The 16,739-nt window shown below is 56.1% G+C and carries 19 protein-coding genes; 7 read left to right on the top strand and 12 right to left on the bottom strand.

Annotated features, from left to right (window positions below; translation table 11 throughout):
- The first annotated feature begins 25 nt into the window (after positions 1–25).
- Positions 26–1,045, top strand: coding sequence for a pentapeptide repeat-containing protein (locus L1047_RS05480; RefSeq protein ID WP_235277868.1), 1,020 nt, complete (start codon positions 26–28; stop codon positions 1,043–1,045).
- 58 nt (positions 1,046–1,103) lie between these two features.
- Here the strand turns inward: L1047_RS05480 and surE are convergent, their stop codons facing one another.
- Positions 1,104–1,883, bottom strand: coding sequence for a 5'/3'-nucleotidase SurE (gene surE / locus L1047_RS05475; protein ID WP_235277867.1), 780 nt, complete (start codon positions 1,881–1,883; stop codon positions 1,104–1,106).
- A 335-nt stretch (positions 1,884–2,218) separates the two neighbouring features.
- Between surE and L1047_RS05470 the strand changes: the two genes are divergently transcribed.
- Positions 2,219–2,884, top strand: coding sequence for a Crp/Fnr family transcriptional regulator (locus L1047_RS05470; RefSeq protein ID WP_235277866.1), 666 nt, complete (start codon positions 2,219–2,221; stop codon positions 2,882–2,884).
- Complete coding sequence (locus tag L1047_RS05465) at positions 2,827–3,750, top strand: alpha/beta fold hydrolase (RefSeq protein ID WP_328286029.1); 924 nt, start codon at positions 2,827–2,829, stop codon at positions 3,748–3,750. The genes L1047_RS05470 and L1047_RS05465 overlap by 58 nt, the downstream gene beginning before the upstream one ends.
- Positions 3,751–3,901: 151 nt before the next feature.
- Here the strand turns inward: L1047_RS05465 and yidD are convergent, their stop codons facing one another.
- Positions 3,902–4,165 (bottom strand): membrane protein insertion efficiency factor YidD, encoded by a 264-nt coding sequence (gene yidD, locus L1047_RS05460; protein ID WP_235277865.1) that lies wholly within the window; start codon positions 4,163–4,165, stop codon positions 3,902–3,904.
- A gap of 234 nt (positions 4,166–4,399) precedes the next feature.
- Here yidD and L1047_RS05455 point away from each other — a divergent pair, with 234 nt between their 5' ends.
- Together L1047_RS05455 and L1047_RS05450 are read left to right on the top strand one after the other, a co-directional pair.
- On the top strand, positions 4,400–5,704 hold the full coding sequence (locus L1047_RS05455) for an MFS transporter (protein ID WP_235277864.1): 1,305 nt from the start codon (positions 4,400–4,402) through the stop codon (positions 5,702–5,704).
- A 131-nt stretch (positions 5,705–5,835) separates the two neighbouring features.
- Positions 5,836–6,678 (top strand): SpoIID/LytB domain-containing protein, encoded by an 843-nt coding sequence (locus L1047_RS05450; RefSeq protein WP_235277863.1) that lies wholly within the window; start codon positions 5,836–5,838, stop codon positions 6,676–6,678.
- 67 nt (positions 6,679–6,745) lie between these two features.
- Here L1047_RS05450 and L1047_RS05445 read toward each other — a convergent pair whose 3' ends face one another.
- Genes L1047_RS05445 through L1047_RS05435 form a run of 3 tightly spaced genes read right to left on the bottom strand, consistent with a single transcriptional unit; the run spans position 6,746 to position 8,915 of the window.
- The gene (locus L1047_RS05445; protein ID WP_235277862.1) at positions 6,746–6,970 is read right to left on the bottom strand and encodes a hypothetical protein; all 225 of its coding nucleotides are present in this window, start codon (positions 6,968–6,970) and stop codon (positions 6,746–6,748) included.
- Between the two features lie 14 nt (positions 6,971–6,984).
- A complete protein-coding gene (locus L1047_RS05440; RefSeq protein ID WP_235277861.1) occupies positions 6,985–7,692 on the bottom strand; it encodes a ferritin-like domain-containing protein in 708 nt (235 codons plus the stop codon).
- On the bottom strand, positions 7,692–8,915 hold the full coding sequence (locus L1047_RS05435; protein WP_235277860.1) for an amidohydrolase/deacetylase family metallohydrolase: 1,224 nt from the start codon (positions 8,913–8,915) through the stop codon (positions 7,692–7,694). The genes L1047_RS05440 and L1047_RS05435 overlap by 1 nt, the downstream gene beginning before the upstream one ends.
- A gap of 188 nt (positions 8,916–9,103) precedes the next feature.
- Here L1047_RS05435 and ppc point away from each other — a divergent pair, with 188 nt between their 5' ends.
- Complete coding sequence (gene ppc, locus L1047_RS05430; protein WP_235277859.1) at positions 9,104–12,040, top strand: phosphoenolpyruvate carboxylase; 2,937 nt, start codon at positions 9,104–9,106, stop codon at positions 12,038–12,040.
- A gap of 33 nt (positions 12,041–12,073) precedes the next feature.
- Here ppc and L1047_RS05425 read toward each other — a convergent pair whose 3' ends face one another.
- Positions 12,074–12,937 carry a Ycf66 family protein gene (locus tag L1047_RS05425; protein ID WP_235277858.1) on the bottom strand — a complete coding sequence of 288 codons (864 nt, stop codon included), beginning with the start codon at positions 12,935–12,937 and terminating at the stop codon, positions 12,074–12,076.
- Between the two features lie 133 nt (positions 12,938–13,070).
- On the opposite strand from L1047_RS05425, the gene L1047_RS05420 reads away from it, so the two are divergent.
- A complete protein-coding gene (locus L1047_RS05420) occupies positions 13,071–13,472 on the top strand; it encodes a hypothetical protein (protein WP_235277857.1) in 402 nt (133 codons plus the stop codon).
- A 101-nt stretch (positions 13,473–13,573) separates the two neighbouring features.
- On the opposite strand, the gene aroH is transcribed toward L1047_RS05420, so the two are convergent.
- From aroH to L1047_RS05390, 6 genes are all read right to left on the bottom strand, one after another.
- Positions 13,574–13,948 carry a chorismate mutase gene (gene aroH / locus L1047_RS05415; RefSeq protein WP_235277856.1) on the bottom strand — a complete coding sequence of 125 codons (375 nt, stop codon included), beginning with the start codon at positions 13,946–13,948 and terminating at the stop codon, positions 13,574–13,576.
- 97 nt (positions 13,949–14,045) lie between these two features.
- Positions 14,046–14,741, bottom strand: coding sequence for a V4R domain-containing protein (locus tag L1047_RS05410; protein ID WP_235277855.1), 696 nt, complete (start codon positions 14,739–14,741; stop codon positions 14,046–14,048).
- A gap of 104 nt (positions 14,742–14,845) precedes the next feature.
- Positions 14,846–15,304 carry a hypothetical protein gene (locus L1047_RS05405; RefSeq protein ID WP_235277854.1) on the bottom strand — a complete coding sequence of 153 codons (459 nt, stop codon included), beginning with the start codon at positions 15,302–15,304 and terminating at the stop codon, positions 14,846–14,848.
- A gap of 37 nt (positions 15,305–15,341) precedes the next feature.
- Complete coding sequence (locus L1047_RS05400) at positions 15,342–15,593, bottom strand: hypothetical protein (RefSeq protein WP_235277853.1); 252 nt, start codon at positions 15,591–15,593, stop codon at positions 15,342–15,344.
- Entirely contained in the window at positions 15,590–16,273 is a 684-nt protein-coding gene (locus L1047_RS05395) for a V4R domain-containing protein (protein ID WP_235278869.1), read from the bottom strand. The genes L1047_RS05400 and L1047_RS05395 overlap by 4 nt, the downstream gene beginning before the upstream one ends.
- 157 nt (positions 16,274–16,430) lie before the next feature.
- Positions 16,431–16,700 (bottom strand): Hfq-related RNA-binding protein, encoded by a 270-nt coding sequence (locus L1047_RS05390; RefSeq protein WP_235277852.1) that lies wholly within the window; start codon positions 16,698–16,700, stop codon positions 16,431–16,433.
- Positions 16,701–16,739: the final 39 nt, after the last annotated feature.

Raw genomic sequence — 16,739 nt, 5'->3', positions numbered from 1 at the left:
TGATGCTTGCGCAGAGCGGTTGACTATGCCACTAGCTAACTCTGGGGAATCCATGGAGGCAGCCGAGCTGCTCAGCCGTTACGCGGCGGGAGATCGCTATTTTCGCAGCGTTGATCTCTCTGGAACCAACCTAGTGGAGGCCAATCTAATCGGTATCGATCTGGGCCAAGCCCGTCTGAGTGGGGCCAACTGCAGCAAATCCAACCTGAAAGATGCCGACCTCAGTGGAGCCGATCTCCTGGCTGCCTATTTCAGCTTCGCCAACTTGAGTGGGGCCAATCTGAGCGAGGCCAATCTCTACGCCAGCAACTTCAGCAAAGCCGACCTGCGGGGGACAAACCTGATCAGGGCACTGATGCAGGGATCCGACCTAAGCGGGGCCAACCTGAGCGGGGCCAACCTGAGTGGGGCCAACCTGCAAGAAGCCAATTTGAGCGGGGCCAACCTAATCCGGGCTAAGCTCTCCGGGGCCAACCTGAGCTGGGCCAAGTTGCGCGGGGCAGACCTGATGGAGGCAGAGCTGATCGAGGCTAATCTGCGAGAGGCTAACCTCTGGGAATCGGTCTTGATCCGGGCAGATTTGACGGGGGCCAACCTAGAAGGGTCTCGCCTTAGCGGTGTGATGATGGAGCAGGCACGGCTAGAGGGATCCAACCTCCAAGATGCGAAGTTGTGGGGGGCGAAACTGCGGGCCTGTCAGCTTGCGGATGCCAACTTGCGGGGGGCTAGCCTCAGTGGTGCCAACCTTTGGACGGCTGACCTGAGCCGTTGTGATCTCACCTTTGCCGATATCCGCGAGGCCGATTTGATGGGATCCGCCTTGAGCGAGGCCAACCTGAGTGGGGCCAATTTGCGGGGTACGGACTTGAGTGGGGCCGACTTAACAGGGGCAGACTTGAGCGGGGCCAACCTCTCTTTGGCTAGCCTGAACGGCGCCTTTCTGGAAGGGGCGATCTACAGCTCCAACACCCGCTTCCCTATCGATTTTGATCCAGAACTGGAGGGGTTGAAATTGTTTGGCGCTGCCCCTGATGCAACTTCCTGAAGCTTAGAGATGTGTAGTTGAAGCTCCATCATTATCTCACCGAAAGTTTAGAGACCAATTAGATACCAAACCTGGGAAAGCCCCACTGCTGCAGGCTTTCGAAGGCGGCACGGGCGGTCAAATCCGGTTGCAGAGGTGTAATGGAGACATAGCGATCCAGCACCGCTTGCACATCCGAACGGGGATCCACCCCATCTTCCACCACTTCTCCCGCCAGCCAATAGTAGGTTTTGCCGCGCGGATCCACTCGCTTCTCGTAAATATCCGTGTACTTGCGCCAACCCAAAGGAGCTAAGACCATGCCGCGAATTTCCTGCGCAGGCACCGCTGGAACATTCACATTCAACAACATCGGCTCAGCCAAAGGTTTCAGGCTCAATTTCTCCAGCAAAGCCAGCACCACATTAGCTGCCGGCTGAAAATCTTGGGTTGTAAAGCTGGCCAGGCTCACCGCCAAACTGGGGATCCCTTCCAACAAGCCTTCCATGGCCGCTGAAACCGTGCCGGAGTAGAGCACATCTGTGCCGAGATTGGATCCCTGGTTGATGCCGGAAATCACCCAATCGGGAGGATAATCCAACAACCCATCCAAGCCCAACTTCACACAATCAGAGGGGGTACCGGAACAGGCCCAAGCCCGCACTTCTGAAGGAAATCCCTCCAACACCGGATCCGCCCGTAGGGGTTTGTGCAAGGTCAGGGCATGACCGGTGGCGGAACGCTCTCGATCGGGACAGACTACGGTGATCCGGTGTCCACCCATTTGGGCCAGGGTCGCAGCTAAACAGCGCACCCCCAGCGCCTGGATGCCGTCGTCGTTGCTGAGCAAAATGTTCATTGTTGGCACCCCACACCAGCCCCTGCATCATAAATGATTCGCTCAGGATCCGCCTGGCATCTGAGATCAAGGTTTAACCCTGAAGATCTACGGCTTCCGTAGGTTAATATTGGACGTAGCTTTCGGAACAATATCAGTAGTGGTACGATGTCGGCTTAGGAAGCTAGATGTCATTATGAAGCTAAGGTAAAGTAGCTTTTGTGTGGTTCCCTTCCTCTCTGTTTCGTCCCTGCATTTCCAATCCGCTGTTTTTCCCGTTAGCGCCCTCTTCCTTCGAGTTGGGCTGTGGGATCTGAAAACCCATCAGGTCGCTTAGGCGACAGGAAGTTCACTACATGTCACTCATTTCTATGGTGTCGGCAACAGAGGCTCAGGAATGGCGCGAGCTCTGCCAGTGGGCCGATGAGCACTATCGTTGTCGTACCTTCCCGAAAGATGTGCGCATTCCCACCCGTCCGGGCTTGGTGTACATCACCCAAGAGGGAGTGGTGCGGTTGGTCAGTCAAACTCCGGAACGACGGGAAGTTTTTGTCGGGTTTATCACGGCAGGTCTGCCCTTTGAACTGAGCAACCAAGAGCGCTTTGAGCTGAAAGCCTGCACCCATGCCGAGCGCACGACAGTGATGTGGTTCTACTGGCAAGACCTAGAGCAGTGGCCCTACCTGCACCAAAAGGTTCAAGAGAATTTCCGCCATCAATTGCAACGGAAGCTGCTTTGGTTGGGTAACCTTGGTCAACGGCGCGCCATCGACCGTTTGAAGGGTTTCTTGACCCTGTTGATCGATGAGCATGGTCAGCCCTGTGAGCAAGGGATGTATCTGCCCTGGACGCTCACCCACGCGCAGATCGGGGATGCCATTGGAGCCACCCGGGTGACGGTGACTCGTCTGCTGGGATCCCTGCGCTCGAAAGGGTTTGTGCAGGTGCTAGATCAAAACTTAATTTGTATTCCCAATGGGGTGAAGCTACAACCTACCCCGAAGAAAGTGGCCAACGCCTAGCCTTTGTGTCCATGGGCTTGCGGCTGCACTATCGCGCCTGGGGTGCTGGGATCCCTTCTCTGCCGATCCTGATGCTACATGGGCATCCCGGTGATGCCGACTGTATGACGGTGTTCGCTGAGGCGGTGGCGGGCCTGCACCCTTGTGTGGCACCGGATCTGCGCGGCTATGGGCGTTCGCAGGTGACGGATCCCTTTGGGATGAGTGCTCACTTGGAGGACTTGCAGCTCCTTCTGGATGAGTTGGGCTGGCAGGACTGTCTGGTATTGGGCTGGTCTTTAGGGGGGATCCTGGCTCTGGAGCTAGCCCTCCGCCTGCCGGAACGGGTGAAAGGGTTGGTTCTGGTGGCCACCGCCGCCTGCCCCCGCAGTGATCATCCCCCCACTGATATTTGGGATCAGGTCAATACCGGCATTGCCTCCTTGATCAACTGGGCTTGGCCAGGCTGGGAATGGAATATCGACACCTTTGGCCGCCGCTCCCTCTACCGCTACTTGCTGCAGCAGCACACTCCCACCGCCTATCGGTACTTGGCCCAGGCGGCTCTACCCGCTTATCTACAGACTTCCCACCACGCCAGCCAGGCTCTGGGCACCGCTCTCCGACAGGGGTATAACCGCGAGGGAGCATTGCATCAAATTCGCATCCCAGTCTTACTCATGGCTGCCGAGCAAGATCGCCATATTACCCTAGGCAGTAGTGCCGCCACTGCCCAGGCCCTACCGCAATGTACTTGGATTGCTTATCCTAATACCGCCCACCTTTTTCCCTGGGAGATCCCAGCTCAAGTGGGGCAGGATTTGCGCCAGTGGTTAAGGGCTCAGGATTGGGGGATCCCTTCAACACCTTCAGCCAAAGTTTACTAATAAAGAGAAGTTCTGCTGCTTCGGTCGGGTTCGTTGGGTGGGGATGCTGTCTTGTGGGTAAAGAATAGTTGGAAAGAATTGGGGTGAAAGTGTGGCTCCTGCTGTCGTACTGTCAATGTGGAGTTTCATCGGGATCCAACCTAAGTTTGGGCTATTCTCGCCGGTTGGGCAAGGATCCCAGTAAATCTGGGACTGGATCGTAGCCCCCCGGATGCCAGGGATGACAACGACAAATGCGACGGATCCCCAGCCAGCCTCCCCGCAAAGCTCCGTAGCGGCGCACGGCTTCTAGGGTGTAGTGCGAACAAGTGGGGGAGTAGCGGCAAGCGGGAGGAAACAGTGGTGAAATGCCGACCTGATAGCCCCGAATCAAGGCAATGAAGCTGCGGGTCAACAGATCCGATCGTTCAGACATAAGGAGGACAGAGGAGCTTGCCTTCAGGGTAACCTCGCAACTTCTGCCCTGTCATGCCAACTTCATCAAGGTCGATCTAGAGGGATTCCCGGCTCCCCACAATACAGTTACAATCAAGAAGGTTAGCACCCAAATTATTTTGGGCCTAGAGATCTGGTGGAGTGTGTGTGTTTTCTGGATCCCCCGATGGGTTCTAACGGCATATTCTGAGTTCCATTGGCGTGAGGCGTTTTCGTGAGGGTATTTCGGCAACTGCAGCCTGCGCAGCGACGCAACTTGAGTATTTTATTTGTGGCCGGGCTGTTTTTCTGGGCCAGTTTATCCTCCCTGTTGCCCACCCTACCCCTTTATGTCAGCGATGCTGGCGGTACCAGTCAGCAGATTGGGTTGGTGATGGGGGCCTTTTCGATTGGGTTGCTGGCCTCTCGCTCTTGGTTAGGGCGTTTGGCAGATCGGCGCAGTCGGCAGATCGTGCTGCTCATCGGCATGGGAGTGGTGGGGTTAGCTCCCCTGGGGTACCTGCTTTCTGATTGGATCCCTTGGATTGCCTTAGTGCGGGCCTTTCATGGCATTAGCATCGCTGCTTTTGCCACTGGCTATGTGACCCTAGTGGTCGATTTTGCCCCGGCAGAAAAACGCGGTGAGATCCTGGGCTATATGAGCCTGGTCAACCCGATTGGGGCGGCGATTGGCCCTGCTTTGGGAGGTTCTTTGCAGGAGTTCGCCGGTTACTCACCTCTGTTTTTGTTCTCTGCGCTGTTGGGGTTGGCGGGGTTTGTGTGTACGCGGGCAGTACAGGAACAGCGTCCTGAACAGAGGGGATCCCTGTCGGCGGATTTGCCCTTCTGGAGCCTTCTGAGTAGCCCGAAGGTGCGCTCGCTGACTCTGGTGATGTTCTTGGTGGGCTTGGCCTTTGGCACCCAAACGACTTTTGTCGCCCTGTTGATCCAGGAAACCGCAGTACCCATGAATGCGGGCCTATTCTACACGGCGGTGGCTTTTGCCAGCTTTGGGGTGCGCCTGTTGGCAGGTCGGGCGTCGGATCGGTTTGGACGAGGGCCGTTTATCTCCATCAGTTTGGCCACCTATGCTCTAGCCATGCTGATTTTGTTTGGTGCCCACAGCATTGGGGCTTTTTTGGTGGCTGGAGTAGTGGTGGGATCCGGTTTTGGGACTTTGATTCCGCTCATTTCCGCCCTGATTGCCGATCGCTCTAGCCCAATCGATCGGGGGCGCTTGTTTAGTCTGGTCATGTGCGGGTTTGATCTGGGTATTGGTTTGGCGGGGCCGATTTTGGGTACCCTCGCGGTGGGAGCCGGCTATCGAGCCATGTTTGGCTATGCAGCACTGCTCTCTTTGGCCTCTCTGATCTATTTTCTGGCCTTTTCCAATCCTGGCCGGGGTGCATCGCTGCGCTTTGCCCTGGGACTGGGGCCTGATGAGTTGAGTCAAAGGGAAGGTGTTGTCGATGAAAGTGTTGTCGATGAAAGGCCGCCAGAACTCGCCTGCCCCCCTAAAGTTCGTAGTAGCAGGCTTTGACTCTCCAATACTCTAAGTAAATAAATTTGTGTTGTGTTCAAGGCGGGATCCCCTCTTAAGGCTGCCCATTTCCCTAAACTTGCACTATTCTTAGCTGGGTAATGTGCAAAAAATAACTCTGGGCACGGTACATGAAGGCATGGCGGCATTGGGGTGGGCTAACGGGATCCCTGGTTGCGGGGGTTCTGCTGGGGTGGATGGAGGCGGCCTGGGCAGGGGTAACGGTGCGGGTGGAACTGGCCAATACCCGTACCCCTCTGACAGTGGGGGTTTCTGTGCCTGCACAATTGACCGATAGCCGCGGCGAGATCCTGGCCGAGTTGCCCCCCATGCAAGGGTTTATGGCCCAACCGAGCCCACAAGGGGTGCGTCTGCAGGGGGTGGTTTCTCCGGTGCTGTTCGTTAAGCCCCAAGAGGGTGGGTTGGTGGCGGTGAATGGCCGCTGGTACTCTGGCGAGGTACTTCTAACCGGCCATAACCTGCTCATGGCCATCAATTATGTTGATTTAGAAGACTACGTGGCCAGCGTGGTGGATGCGGAAATGGGGGCTAGTTTCTCCCCTGAGGCTCTGAAGGCGCAGGCAGTAGCAGCCCGCAGTTATGTGCTTTATCACCGCAATTCACGCGGCTGGTTTGACGTATTTAGTGATACTCGCTCTCAGGTGTATCGGGGCCTATCGCAGCGGTCGGTGGCAGCTCTAGAAGCCACGCGGGCCACACGCGGGGTGGTAATGGTGTACGGGGGCCAGTTCGTCAATGCCATGTATAGTGCCAGTAGCGGCGGCCAAACAGTCGGCGTGATCGGGATCCCTTATTTGATGAGCTTGTCGGATGTCAGCCCCTATCCCAAGCATGGGCATGGCATCGGTATGAGTCAGTGGGGTGCACAGGAACTGGCCCGCCAAGGCTGGACTTATCAACAAATTTTGGCCTATTACTACCGGGGTGTGAGGTTGGGGCGGCTGCCGGAGTGAGTCAACCCGAGTGTTTGGGGTATACCCATGACTTTAGCAGCAGGGGATCCCCATTCACGTAGCTACTCTATTCAGTTCCGGGGCTGGCCACATAACAACCCTGCTGACGAAACAACTGCTCCAAAGGCCAGAGGCAATGGCCACAGCGGATCCCAGACTGACAATGAACCCGCATCGCCTCCTCAAAAGGCAAGGGATCCCGCTGCTGGCGGCTGAGAATTTCGGCGTGTTCGGTTTCGCTGCAGTAGCAGTAGGCGGGGCGGCGAGGGCGACGAGGAACAGAGAGGGTCATAGGCGGGCAATTGGTTAGCTTGAGGGCTCTGATAGGATCGCCAATTTGCGATTAAAGGCCGCAATCGCCTTTGATTCCAGCTCCGCCACCTGAAGGGCGTAGTGACGGGCACGAGCCTTTTGTTCTTCCGTTGTGCAGTAGCGACTCAAAATCTGACGGCCTAAGTTGAGGTGAAACTGCTCATCCGGCATGATCTTGCGCATCGTCTTCTGTAGATCAAGTGGCAAATGGGGCAGAATGCTCTCAAAGCTACGGCAAGCGCCCGATTCTCCGGCCAGATTGTGGGCGGCCAAACGGGAAATGGTATCCGTCAGGGATCCATAGAAAGTTTCCACCCAGGCTTTGATCTCTGGGATTGGCTCCCACTCTTGCAAAGAAGCCCCCAGAGCTTCCAAATGACGGTTCAGCCAGCGAAAATGGTTGCTCTCGTCCTCGATCTGATGGCAGAGCAGCACCAGCGCATCGGTTTCCGGCGTATCCTGCAGCCATTTGCTAATGAACAAAATCGCCTGATACTCGTAGTAGGTTTGAAAGCTGAGCCATTCGATCAACCGCTCTCTCGGCCAGGGCTTGATCTCCGTTTCGGGGGGAGCAAAGGCCTCTTCCCGAGCTTCCGTGAAGGCGCGATCCCGATGGGCTTCAATTTCCACCTCAATTTCTTGCACAAAGGCCGCCCAGTTGTAGGCAGTAGCCACATCCTCTGGAGATAAAGTTGCAGTCATTAGGGGATCTCCTCATTCACAGTTTCTGCACCGACCCAGGCCAGTTGGCGCACCTCTGAAGTGGGCAAAGCATAGGGGGTATGGTCGATCTTCTGGAACCGACCGGCCCGACAAACCCCCCGCACCTTCAGCAGTTGACTCACCAATAGCGTGCCCCCTCGACCATCGACCAATTCTGCCTCTTCTTCCACCTGCTCCGCCACCGTCAGATCCGCCTCACGGCCCACCTGCAGGGATCCCAGTTGATCACTTTTCTGAATCGCCCGTGCCGCTGCACTCGTGACCGCCTGGATTACCTCCGGCAGGGTCATGCCTAAGGCCAAAAACTTGCTCATCGTGGTGGCCAAATCCACCACGATCTCGGTGTTGAAAATGTTCAGATCAGTGGAAATTGTGTGGGGACGGATCCCCTGATCCAAGCCCAAGCGCGCCGTATTAAAGGAAAAGTCGCTGCCACTGTGGCCCACATCCAGCAATACACCCCGTTCCAAGGCCCGCCGTGCCACCGGTAACAGGGATCCCTCCGCATCAAAGAGGCCAAAACGCGGCTGATAGGTATGGGTGACAATATCCCCCGGACGCAGGCGATCCAACAAATCCGACGGATCCAACACCCCATCCATCGGGAAGCGCCCCAGATGAATCATGATCGGCAGGCGATATTCCTCCGCCAGGATAAGGGCGGAAGTAAGGGTAGGGGATTCGGTTTCTCCGATCTTGACGGTGGGGCGAGCCTTAAACCCGACGATGATCTCCCGCTGCTCCTCGATCACCTGCCGGGCCCGATCCAAATCTTGATTTTTCGGATCCACCGCAAAGCCCAAGCGGTGGGCAATGAAATCTGAAGTGGCAATGTAGAGCAAAGAGGGATCGATCAGCCCGTACACCCGTGTTCGAGCCGTCTGGGCCACAGTTTCCCGAAAGGCCGGAAACGTCAGGGTGCCAGACGTGCCCGCATCCACCACGGTGGTGACACCGGAGCGGATCCCCACCTCATCCGCAGGCAGACAAAAGTCCCCTACTGACGTGAAGACATGGGTATGAATGTCGATCCAGCCGGGAGTGAGCAGTTGCCCTTGCAGATCGATCACCTCTGCCCCAGCCACAGGCAAATGGCGTCCGATCGCAGCAATCTTTCCCTCTTCCACCCGCAGTTGCCCGATTTCATCCAACCCCTGAGCGGGATCCAGTAGATGCGCATTGATAAAGAGGGTGGCAGCCACTATAACTCCGTCCAGCAAAGCACTTAACCTATGCTTACGCAGGATAAAGCACTTTTTTCTTGCAAACTGTAGACCCAGCTACAGAATCCTAGACCGACAGGCCCGCAATCTGAGCGTGATGCCCGCTACATCTGCCGTTCCGACGAACAGGCTCTAATATTGGGATGGTTGTTCCAGGAGCCGCCTTCATGACCTCTTCTCCCCGCCTGACTACCGCAGAATGGACTGTCAGTCCTGTCAACGGGCTGGAGGAGACCTTTGTGGAACGGGATCCCTTGGCTCAGCCGATAGAGCTGGGTAAAGCCCCCAGCCTGGAGGGGGCAGATGGCCTTTTGGGTCGGCGGCTGCGACTGGTGGAAGAACTGTGGGAGTCGGTACTGCTCCAGGAATGTGGCCAGTCGCTGGTGGATTTGCTGCAACGGCTGCGCTCCATGTGTTCTCCGGAAGGGCAGGCCCTGGAGTATCCGGTGCCGGAGGTGCTGCAGATTGTTGAATATCTCAGTCTCGATGCCGCCATCCAAACCGCCCGCGCCTTTGCCCTGTTTTTTCAATTGATCAACATTGTCGAACAGCACTACGAACGCGCAGAAGCCTCGGATATGCGCATGGTGGATAGCCAGCAACGAACCGTACGAGAAAACGAAAAATTTGAGCGATTATTTCCCCATCTGCGTGCCCAGGGGGTGCCACCGGGCCTATTGCGCCGGTTGCTGGATCAATTGCACATTCGCATGGTCTTTACCGCCCACCCCACTGAGATCGTCCGCCACACCATCCGCGAAAAGCAGCGGGCTTTCTCCCATCTGCTCAGCCAACTGGACTGGGCCGAGCAGTCTTCTCCTGTACAGGCTTCCATTCTCAAAGAACAACTGGCCGAGGAAGTCTTGCTTTGGTGGCGCACCGACGAATTGCACCAGGCCAAGCCGACGGTGCTCAACGAGGTGGACTACACCCTGCACTACTTTGAAGAGGTGTTGTTCCAGGCCATTCCTCTGCTGCACGAATACCTAAGCCGCAGCCTGAAAAATTCCTTCCCTCACCTGGAGCCCCCGGCGGCCAGCTTTTGCAACTTCGGCTCCTGGGTGGGATCCGACCGGGATGGCAACCCTTCTGTAACGGCAGATGTAACCTGGCAAACGGCTCGTTATCAACGCAATTTGATCCTGGGCAAATACATCGAATCGGTGAAAGCCCTCACCAAAACCCTGAGCATCTCCCTGCACTGGGGGGATGTGGATAGCCAACTGCTGGATGCCCTCGAGCAGGATCACCGCCTGCTGCCGGAAGTGTACGAGTCCTATTCCCTACAATTTCGCCAAGAACCCTACCGCCTCAAGCTCAGCTACATTCAGCGACGACTGGAACTGACCCGGGAGCGCAACCGTCAGCTGGCAGATTCCGCCAACCTGCCCGCCCCCCCACCCCTGGCCAACGCCTACGCCAATGCCGAGGAGTTTTTGGCGGATCTACAACTGATTCAAAAAAGCCTGAAAAGCAGCGGGTTAGCCTGTCGGCAACTGAGCCACCTGATCCAGCAGGTGGAGGTGTTTGGTTTTCACCTAGCTCACCTAGACATCCGCCAAGACAGCAGCTACCACGAAGCCGCCCTAACCGAAATCTTTGAGTATTTGCGCATTTTGCCCCGCCCCTATATCGAAATGGCGGAGGAGGAAAAAACGGCTTTCTTACTCCAGGAGCTGCAAACGCGGCGGCCCCTCTTACCCCTGGAGATCCCTTTCTCTGATAAAACCGCAGAGTTGATCGCCACCTTCCGTACCCTGCGCCGCCTACAGCAGGAATTTGGCCTGCCCATCTGCCAAACTTATGTGATCAGCATGAGCCGGCAGATCAGTGATCTGTTGGAGGTGCTGCTCATGGCCAAAGAAGTCGGCCTCTACGACCCCATCAGCGGCCAGGGATCCCTGGCAGTGGTACCCCTGTTTGAAACTGTAGAAGACCTGAAGCGGGCCCCGGAAGTCTTGAAGGGGCTGTTGGAGATCCCCTTTTATCGGCAGTATTTGAGTCAGCAGGGGGATCTGCAGGAGGTGATGCTGGGGTATTCCGACAGCAACAAAGATTCTGGCTTTTTGAGCAGCAACTGGGAAATCTACAAAGCCCAGCAGATGTTGCAACTGGTGGCGGAGTCCTATGGGGTGAAATTGCAGATCTTCCATGGTCGGGGCGGATCGGTCGGTCGTGGGGGTGGCCCAGCTTACGAGGCGATCTTGGCCCAGCCGGGGCGCAGTGTGGGCGGACGGATCAAAATTACTGAGCAGGGAGAGGTGTTGGCCTCTAAGTATTCCCTCCAGGATCTGGCCATTTTTAACCTAGAAACCGTCACCAGTGCCGTGATCCAGGCCAGTCTATTGCGCACCTACCCCAATGATTTACACGAGTGGTCGCGCCTGATGGAATCTTTAGCGGATCGTTCCCGGCAAGTCTATCGCGGCTTGGTTTACGAGCAGGAGGGCTTTGTGGAGTTTTTCCACGAGGTCACCCCCATCGAAGAGATCAGTCAGTTGCAGATCAGTTCCCGTCCGGCTCGCCGCAGCGGCAGCCAGAAGGATATCGGATCCCTGCGGGCCATCCCCTGGGTGTTTAGCTGGACCCAAAGCCGCTTTCTGTTACCCGCTTGGTATGGGGTAGGCACCGCCCTGCAGGAGTACGTGGCTAAGGGGGATCACAACCTCAAGCACCTACAACATCTGTACCACGAGTGGCCCTTCTTCCGCATGGTGATCTCCAAGGTGGAGATGACCCTCTCTAAGGTGGATCTACAAATTGCTCGCCATTATGTGCGGGAGATGAGCTCCCCAGAGAACCTAGAGCGGGCAATGGAATTGTTTGAGCGCATCGCCGAGGAAATGTACCGCACCCGAGAGATGGTGCTGCAAATTACGGAGCACAGCGAGCTGCTGGAAAATGACCCCTACCTAAAGCGCTCTGTGCAGCTGCGCAATCGCTCGATTGTGCCTCTGGGCTTTATTCAGGTCTCTCTCTTGAAGCGGCTGCGGGAAAATCAGGGATCCCGAACTGGCCGGACTCGCTACAGTCGGGCCGAACTATTGCGGGGGGCGATGCTCACCATCAACGGTATTGCCGCCGGGATGCGCAACACGGGCTGAGCTAGGAGCTAGTCCAGTAGGACTCCACCCCAGTTACAACAAATCATCTTCGTACTCGTCCGGATCCACTTCCTCCACCTCCACCGATTCCACCTCTACAACCCGACGGGGAGGACGGGGCGGCACTTCATCCACGTAGCCCTCCTCTTCCGGTAGACGCGGGGGACGGCGGCGGGTGGCGGTGCTAGTGCCGCGGTCTTGGGGTTCATCTTCAGGGTAACCAGCAGCAGGACGACGGGGGCGGCGGTTTTCCGGTGGAGGTGGGGCGGGCTCATCATAGTCAGAGCCCTGGCGAGAACGGGGTTCCGGTTCGTCGTAATACTCATCCGCTTCCGGTCGACGGCGGGGCCGCACACGGGTATCGCTAGTCAATTGGGGCCTCGAGCGGCGGCTAGATCCGGGGCCAGGGTCTTCACTCCGCCCAGCAATGGAACGGCCATAGGAGGAGGTATCGCGGATACGGGATCCCCCAGCACGGGTGGAAACGGTGCGCCCTGCCCCATAGCTGTCCGGTTGATAGGTACGGGTAAAGCCTTGACGACGGGCAGTCGGACGAGCCCCGCCCACTTGTCGTGCCTTTTCGCTGAGGAGAATGCGCAAGCGGAAGGTTTCGATCGCAAACCAACCGGCCATCACCGCCAAGAGCACTTGGGCAAAAAACAGCAACGGAATCAGGCGTTGGCCTTCCAACAACAGGCAGACGGAATAAATCAGGCCCATCGTGGCGAAAATGACATCGTACTCAGCGGAAGCTTCTCGCTTGATGAACCGAACCGCGAAGATAGCTCCACTGGCAATAGCCACCAGCGCTGCCATCAAGAAATAGGGGCTTTGGGTGAGAAACATGCCAGGGATCCCTACAACGATGAAAATGGGAGAGAGTTTGTCATTGCCCATTTCAAAGCCGATCCTAACACTGATCCCCTCGGCAACACGGGCGATACCCGAGGATTAGGCAAAGGTGCAGCGATAGGATCCCTTGAACCGAAAGGATCGGTGCTAAAATCACACTGCTCCTCCAACCATCTTCATGCTGTATCTGGCACGGGTGCACAAGAAAGGGTTGTTCGGCCACGCAGAGCTGCAATTGTTGGCACAACAGACTCCGGATCGGGTTTGGTCTGCGGTTCGCAAGCCGGAAATCGTCACCTCCAGCGATGCTAGCGCCTACAACGTTGGGGTGTTGCTTCTGGTGGAAGTTTCGGAGGAGCGCCGGGTGCAGCGGGTGGAAGAAGCGGCCATGAAACTGGTAGAAATGCTCCATAGCTTATCCCAGACGGGCAGCCTGATGGATTTGTCTGAAATTGAAAGCTGGCGGCAATCTTTAACCCGGCAAAGTCAGGAACTCAGCCGACGGGAAGCGGAAGTCGCCGCCCGTCAAGATCAATTGGAGCAATGGGAAATCAACCTGCGACAAAAGGAACCCCCGTAAGCAGGATCTGCCCATTTGAGTTGGGATCCCTGCCCTGAGGACAACAGATCTAGAGTCTAGAGTTTAACCCCTCATGAAGCCAAGCAAACCAAACTGCTCCATCAAACTGGGCTGAGATCCGGTCTCAATTCCTGTGCTCCTCCCAAGTAAACATGCTGAATATCGGCCTGACTCAAAGGCGTATTTAATTGGATCAACACCCGAATACACCGGGGCAAGGCACCGATCACTTCCATTTGTTGGACATCCAGCAGGGGCACCAACTCCCAACCAGGACGGCGGCGGGCAAATTGGGCCGGAAAAGCAGCATTCAAATCGGGCGTGACAGAAAACACAACACTGACCAACTCCGCCGGGTCAAGAGCATTGCGATGTTCCAGGGTATCTAGCAGCTCTGTTACCGCTGTGCAGATCGCCTCGGCACTGTTGCAGGGAACGGTTATGGCTCCGCGAATTGCTCTGACACGCCACCCCAATGACCACAACCTCGTTCGCTTGAGTTCGTCCGGCTTTCAGAAGATTATACAGACTCATCCCCCTCTTTGTGGGATCCCACTTCTACAGGCGAAATGATCATACCGTTTGGGTCGGTTGCAACAACTTCTCTAGGACTTGGTCGTGGCTGAGGCCGGAGTCCACCCAGGCTTCCCCTTCCTTGAGGCGGGTGGCGGTGGAGAGGACGAACAAATTGCTTTTTGCCCCCAAGGCCTCACTGGTGGTCTGCACACAGAGCAAATCCTGTCCGGTCAACTGACTAAACCAAGTACCCAGCAACCCCGCCTCCAAAAAGCCCATCGGACGAGTGAAATGGGCCGGCGTGAGCGCAGCAAAAGGAGAATTGCGAATGGACACCACCAAAACCCCTTGATCTTTGTAGGTCCAGTCGATCTCGATCAATCCCCAACCATGGGTCTTCCAGGCTTGCCTCAGATTTTGCAAGAAAAGGCCCATCTCCAGTTCCGCCAGAGGCTTTTGGTAGTAGTCCGAAAGCTCTAGCGCAAAGCGGCGAAAAAACTCCTTCCCCCACATCCGACCACAGTTGCGCAAAACCAGACGGGCTGCCTGGCCGGTCTCGTATTCCAAGCCACTGTAGATCCCCCGCAGCAGCGCTTCGGGAAGGGCCAAAAGACGATCCCCACGCCGACTTTCCAATAGGCCCGATTCCAAATCACTTTGCAGATAGGCAGTGGGGGTGTAGTAATTGGCCAAAACTGGGGTGTAGGGGTCGAAGCTGGCCGAGCTATTGGGGCTGGAGGCAGTGGTGACCATAGGGAGCCTTTGTGAGTTGTTGTTGATGGTGTTAAAGGATGGATGGGGAGCGCGATCAAGATTCTGAAAGAATCCTGTAAAGTTCTAAAGCAGCCAGTAGCACCTTAAAACAGCAAAGCCACCTGAACCTGAGTAATCAGGGGGCGAATGAACTCCAGCTCGCCAGGAGCAAGGTGATCTTTGAGTTCCTGCTGAAAGATCCGATAGGCAATTTCGTAAACGCTCTGTAGCCCGTACAGTCGCACCTCTTCTTCCATCCACTCGATCAGCCGTTCTTTCAAAAGCTCTTCATCCTGAAGCAACATGGCCATGGCACTGTGGCGCAACAACAACAGCAGATGCCGCTGACATAGCTCCAGTACTTGTCCCGAAAGACTGGGCATTTCCTGTTTGAGGGCATTCAAAGTGCGGCCCACCATCTGGCCCTCTCGTTCCCGCAGAATCCGGTAGACGTGCTGCCGCTTCGGCCAACCGAGAATATGGGATTTCAACTGGCTCAATTCGTCTGGCTTCAGGTAGCGTGCTTCCGCCTCGATGAGCATCTGTTCAAATGCGCTAGACATTCTCGCTTCTCCCGGTAGTCAGTGGGTGCTGCAGGGGTCAAAACATGCTGAATAGATCTGCCAGAGTGATTTGCTCCTCCTCTGGTTCCGGTTCCGGTACTGCCGACAGGGATCCCAAGGAACGCGCCGCCAAATCTAAGGGATCCCCGGCCCAAGGGATGGAGCCAAAGTGCTCCCGCAGCAGCAGGAAGGGCATGGGCACCGAGCGCACCTGGAGAGGGCGGTTATCCCAATTCAAACGGGCAAAAAAGCCCTGCACAGAGTCTTCTAAAGGAATCTCTAGGGTCATGCCTTGGCTACTCCCTCACCTGAACGCAACTTTTGGGTAATTTCGTTGGCACTAGCCCCTTCGTTGAGCCAGAAGGCAGCAGCATCAATGCGCTCCTTGCTGCCGAGCAAAAACTTACAGTAGCTCTCCCCCATGGAATAGCACTGGATCTCAATGCAATTCAGTTGCCGTTCCACCATGGCACTGAAGAATCCAGCAAACAACCCAGCATAGAGATGACAAACGGGCTTACCCACATCTCCAAGGGTACGTGCTACAGCTGAGTCGAATAGGTTGATGAAAATAAAGCCTTGTCGCCGGTTTTCGGTATCGACTTCCCAACGGCCCCATCCCTGAGAAGTCAAGGGCCACCACCAGGTTTCCAGCAGAAACATCAGGTTGCTCTGCTTAGTTTTGCGCCGGTATTCCTCTTCGTACCACTGGGAAAAATGGGTGGCATCACTGCGACCCCACTCTTGGCCGATGGTGTACATCAAGGAAGCGGAGGCATCTCCTACTTCCTCTTCTAGGCCCTGCTGCAGACCCAGGATGAAATCTTCGCTCACCAAAATATTGCGTCCCCCTGTCCAGTCCAGAAGGGATCCCTGGGGGCGGTCGAAGCAGAAAAAGTCTTCGCGGCTGTAGTGATTGTGCCGCTGGGCAGCAGGCTGAAGGCGCAACTCGATAGGGGTAGCCGTCATGGTCATGCGAGGAGAGAGTAGAGTTTTTAACACTCTTTGATCATACCCTTCTCCTCCGGTACTTTTACCTGAAGTCAATTGCCCATGGAATGGGGGAAATGGATCCTTTGAATTTTTGTAAGGGGATGTGGGGTTGGGGGTAGGTTTTTACGGGGTTCTACGGATGAGATTTGACCTTGATGAAGGCAATAGCGGAGCGCCACAGCAGCGATTCCTGTCCCCCGGCATCTGTTAAACAGAGGCAATCGGGATCCTGCCAGCGCAACTGGCCCACGAAAGTATCCCCCGTGCTGAGTTTGATTTCAAAGATTTCGCGGTCTTTGATCCCCTTTTGCAGGCGGCGCACACTCGGGATCCCAGCATTCAAATCAGCCACAGTAGCTCCACAGGCGGGCAACAAGTCACGGTTAAACAAACGCAAGAACAAACACAATATCTTAGTATATAGGGATCCCTGCAAATGGAC

Origin of the sequence: Synechococcus sp. Nb3U1 (assembly GCF_021533835.1) — a bacterium.
Lineage (GTDB): Bacteria > Cyanobacteriota > Cyanobacteriia > Thermostichales > Thermostichaceae > Thermostichus.
This window is presented reverse-complemented; position numbering and strand designations above follow the sequence as displayed.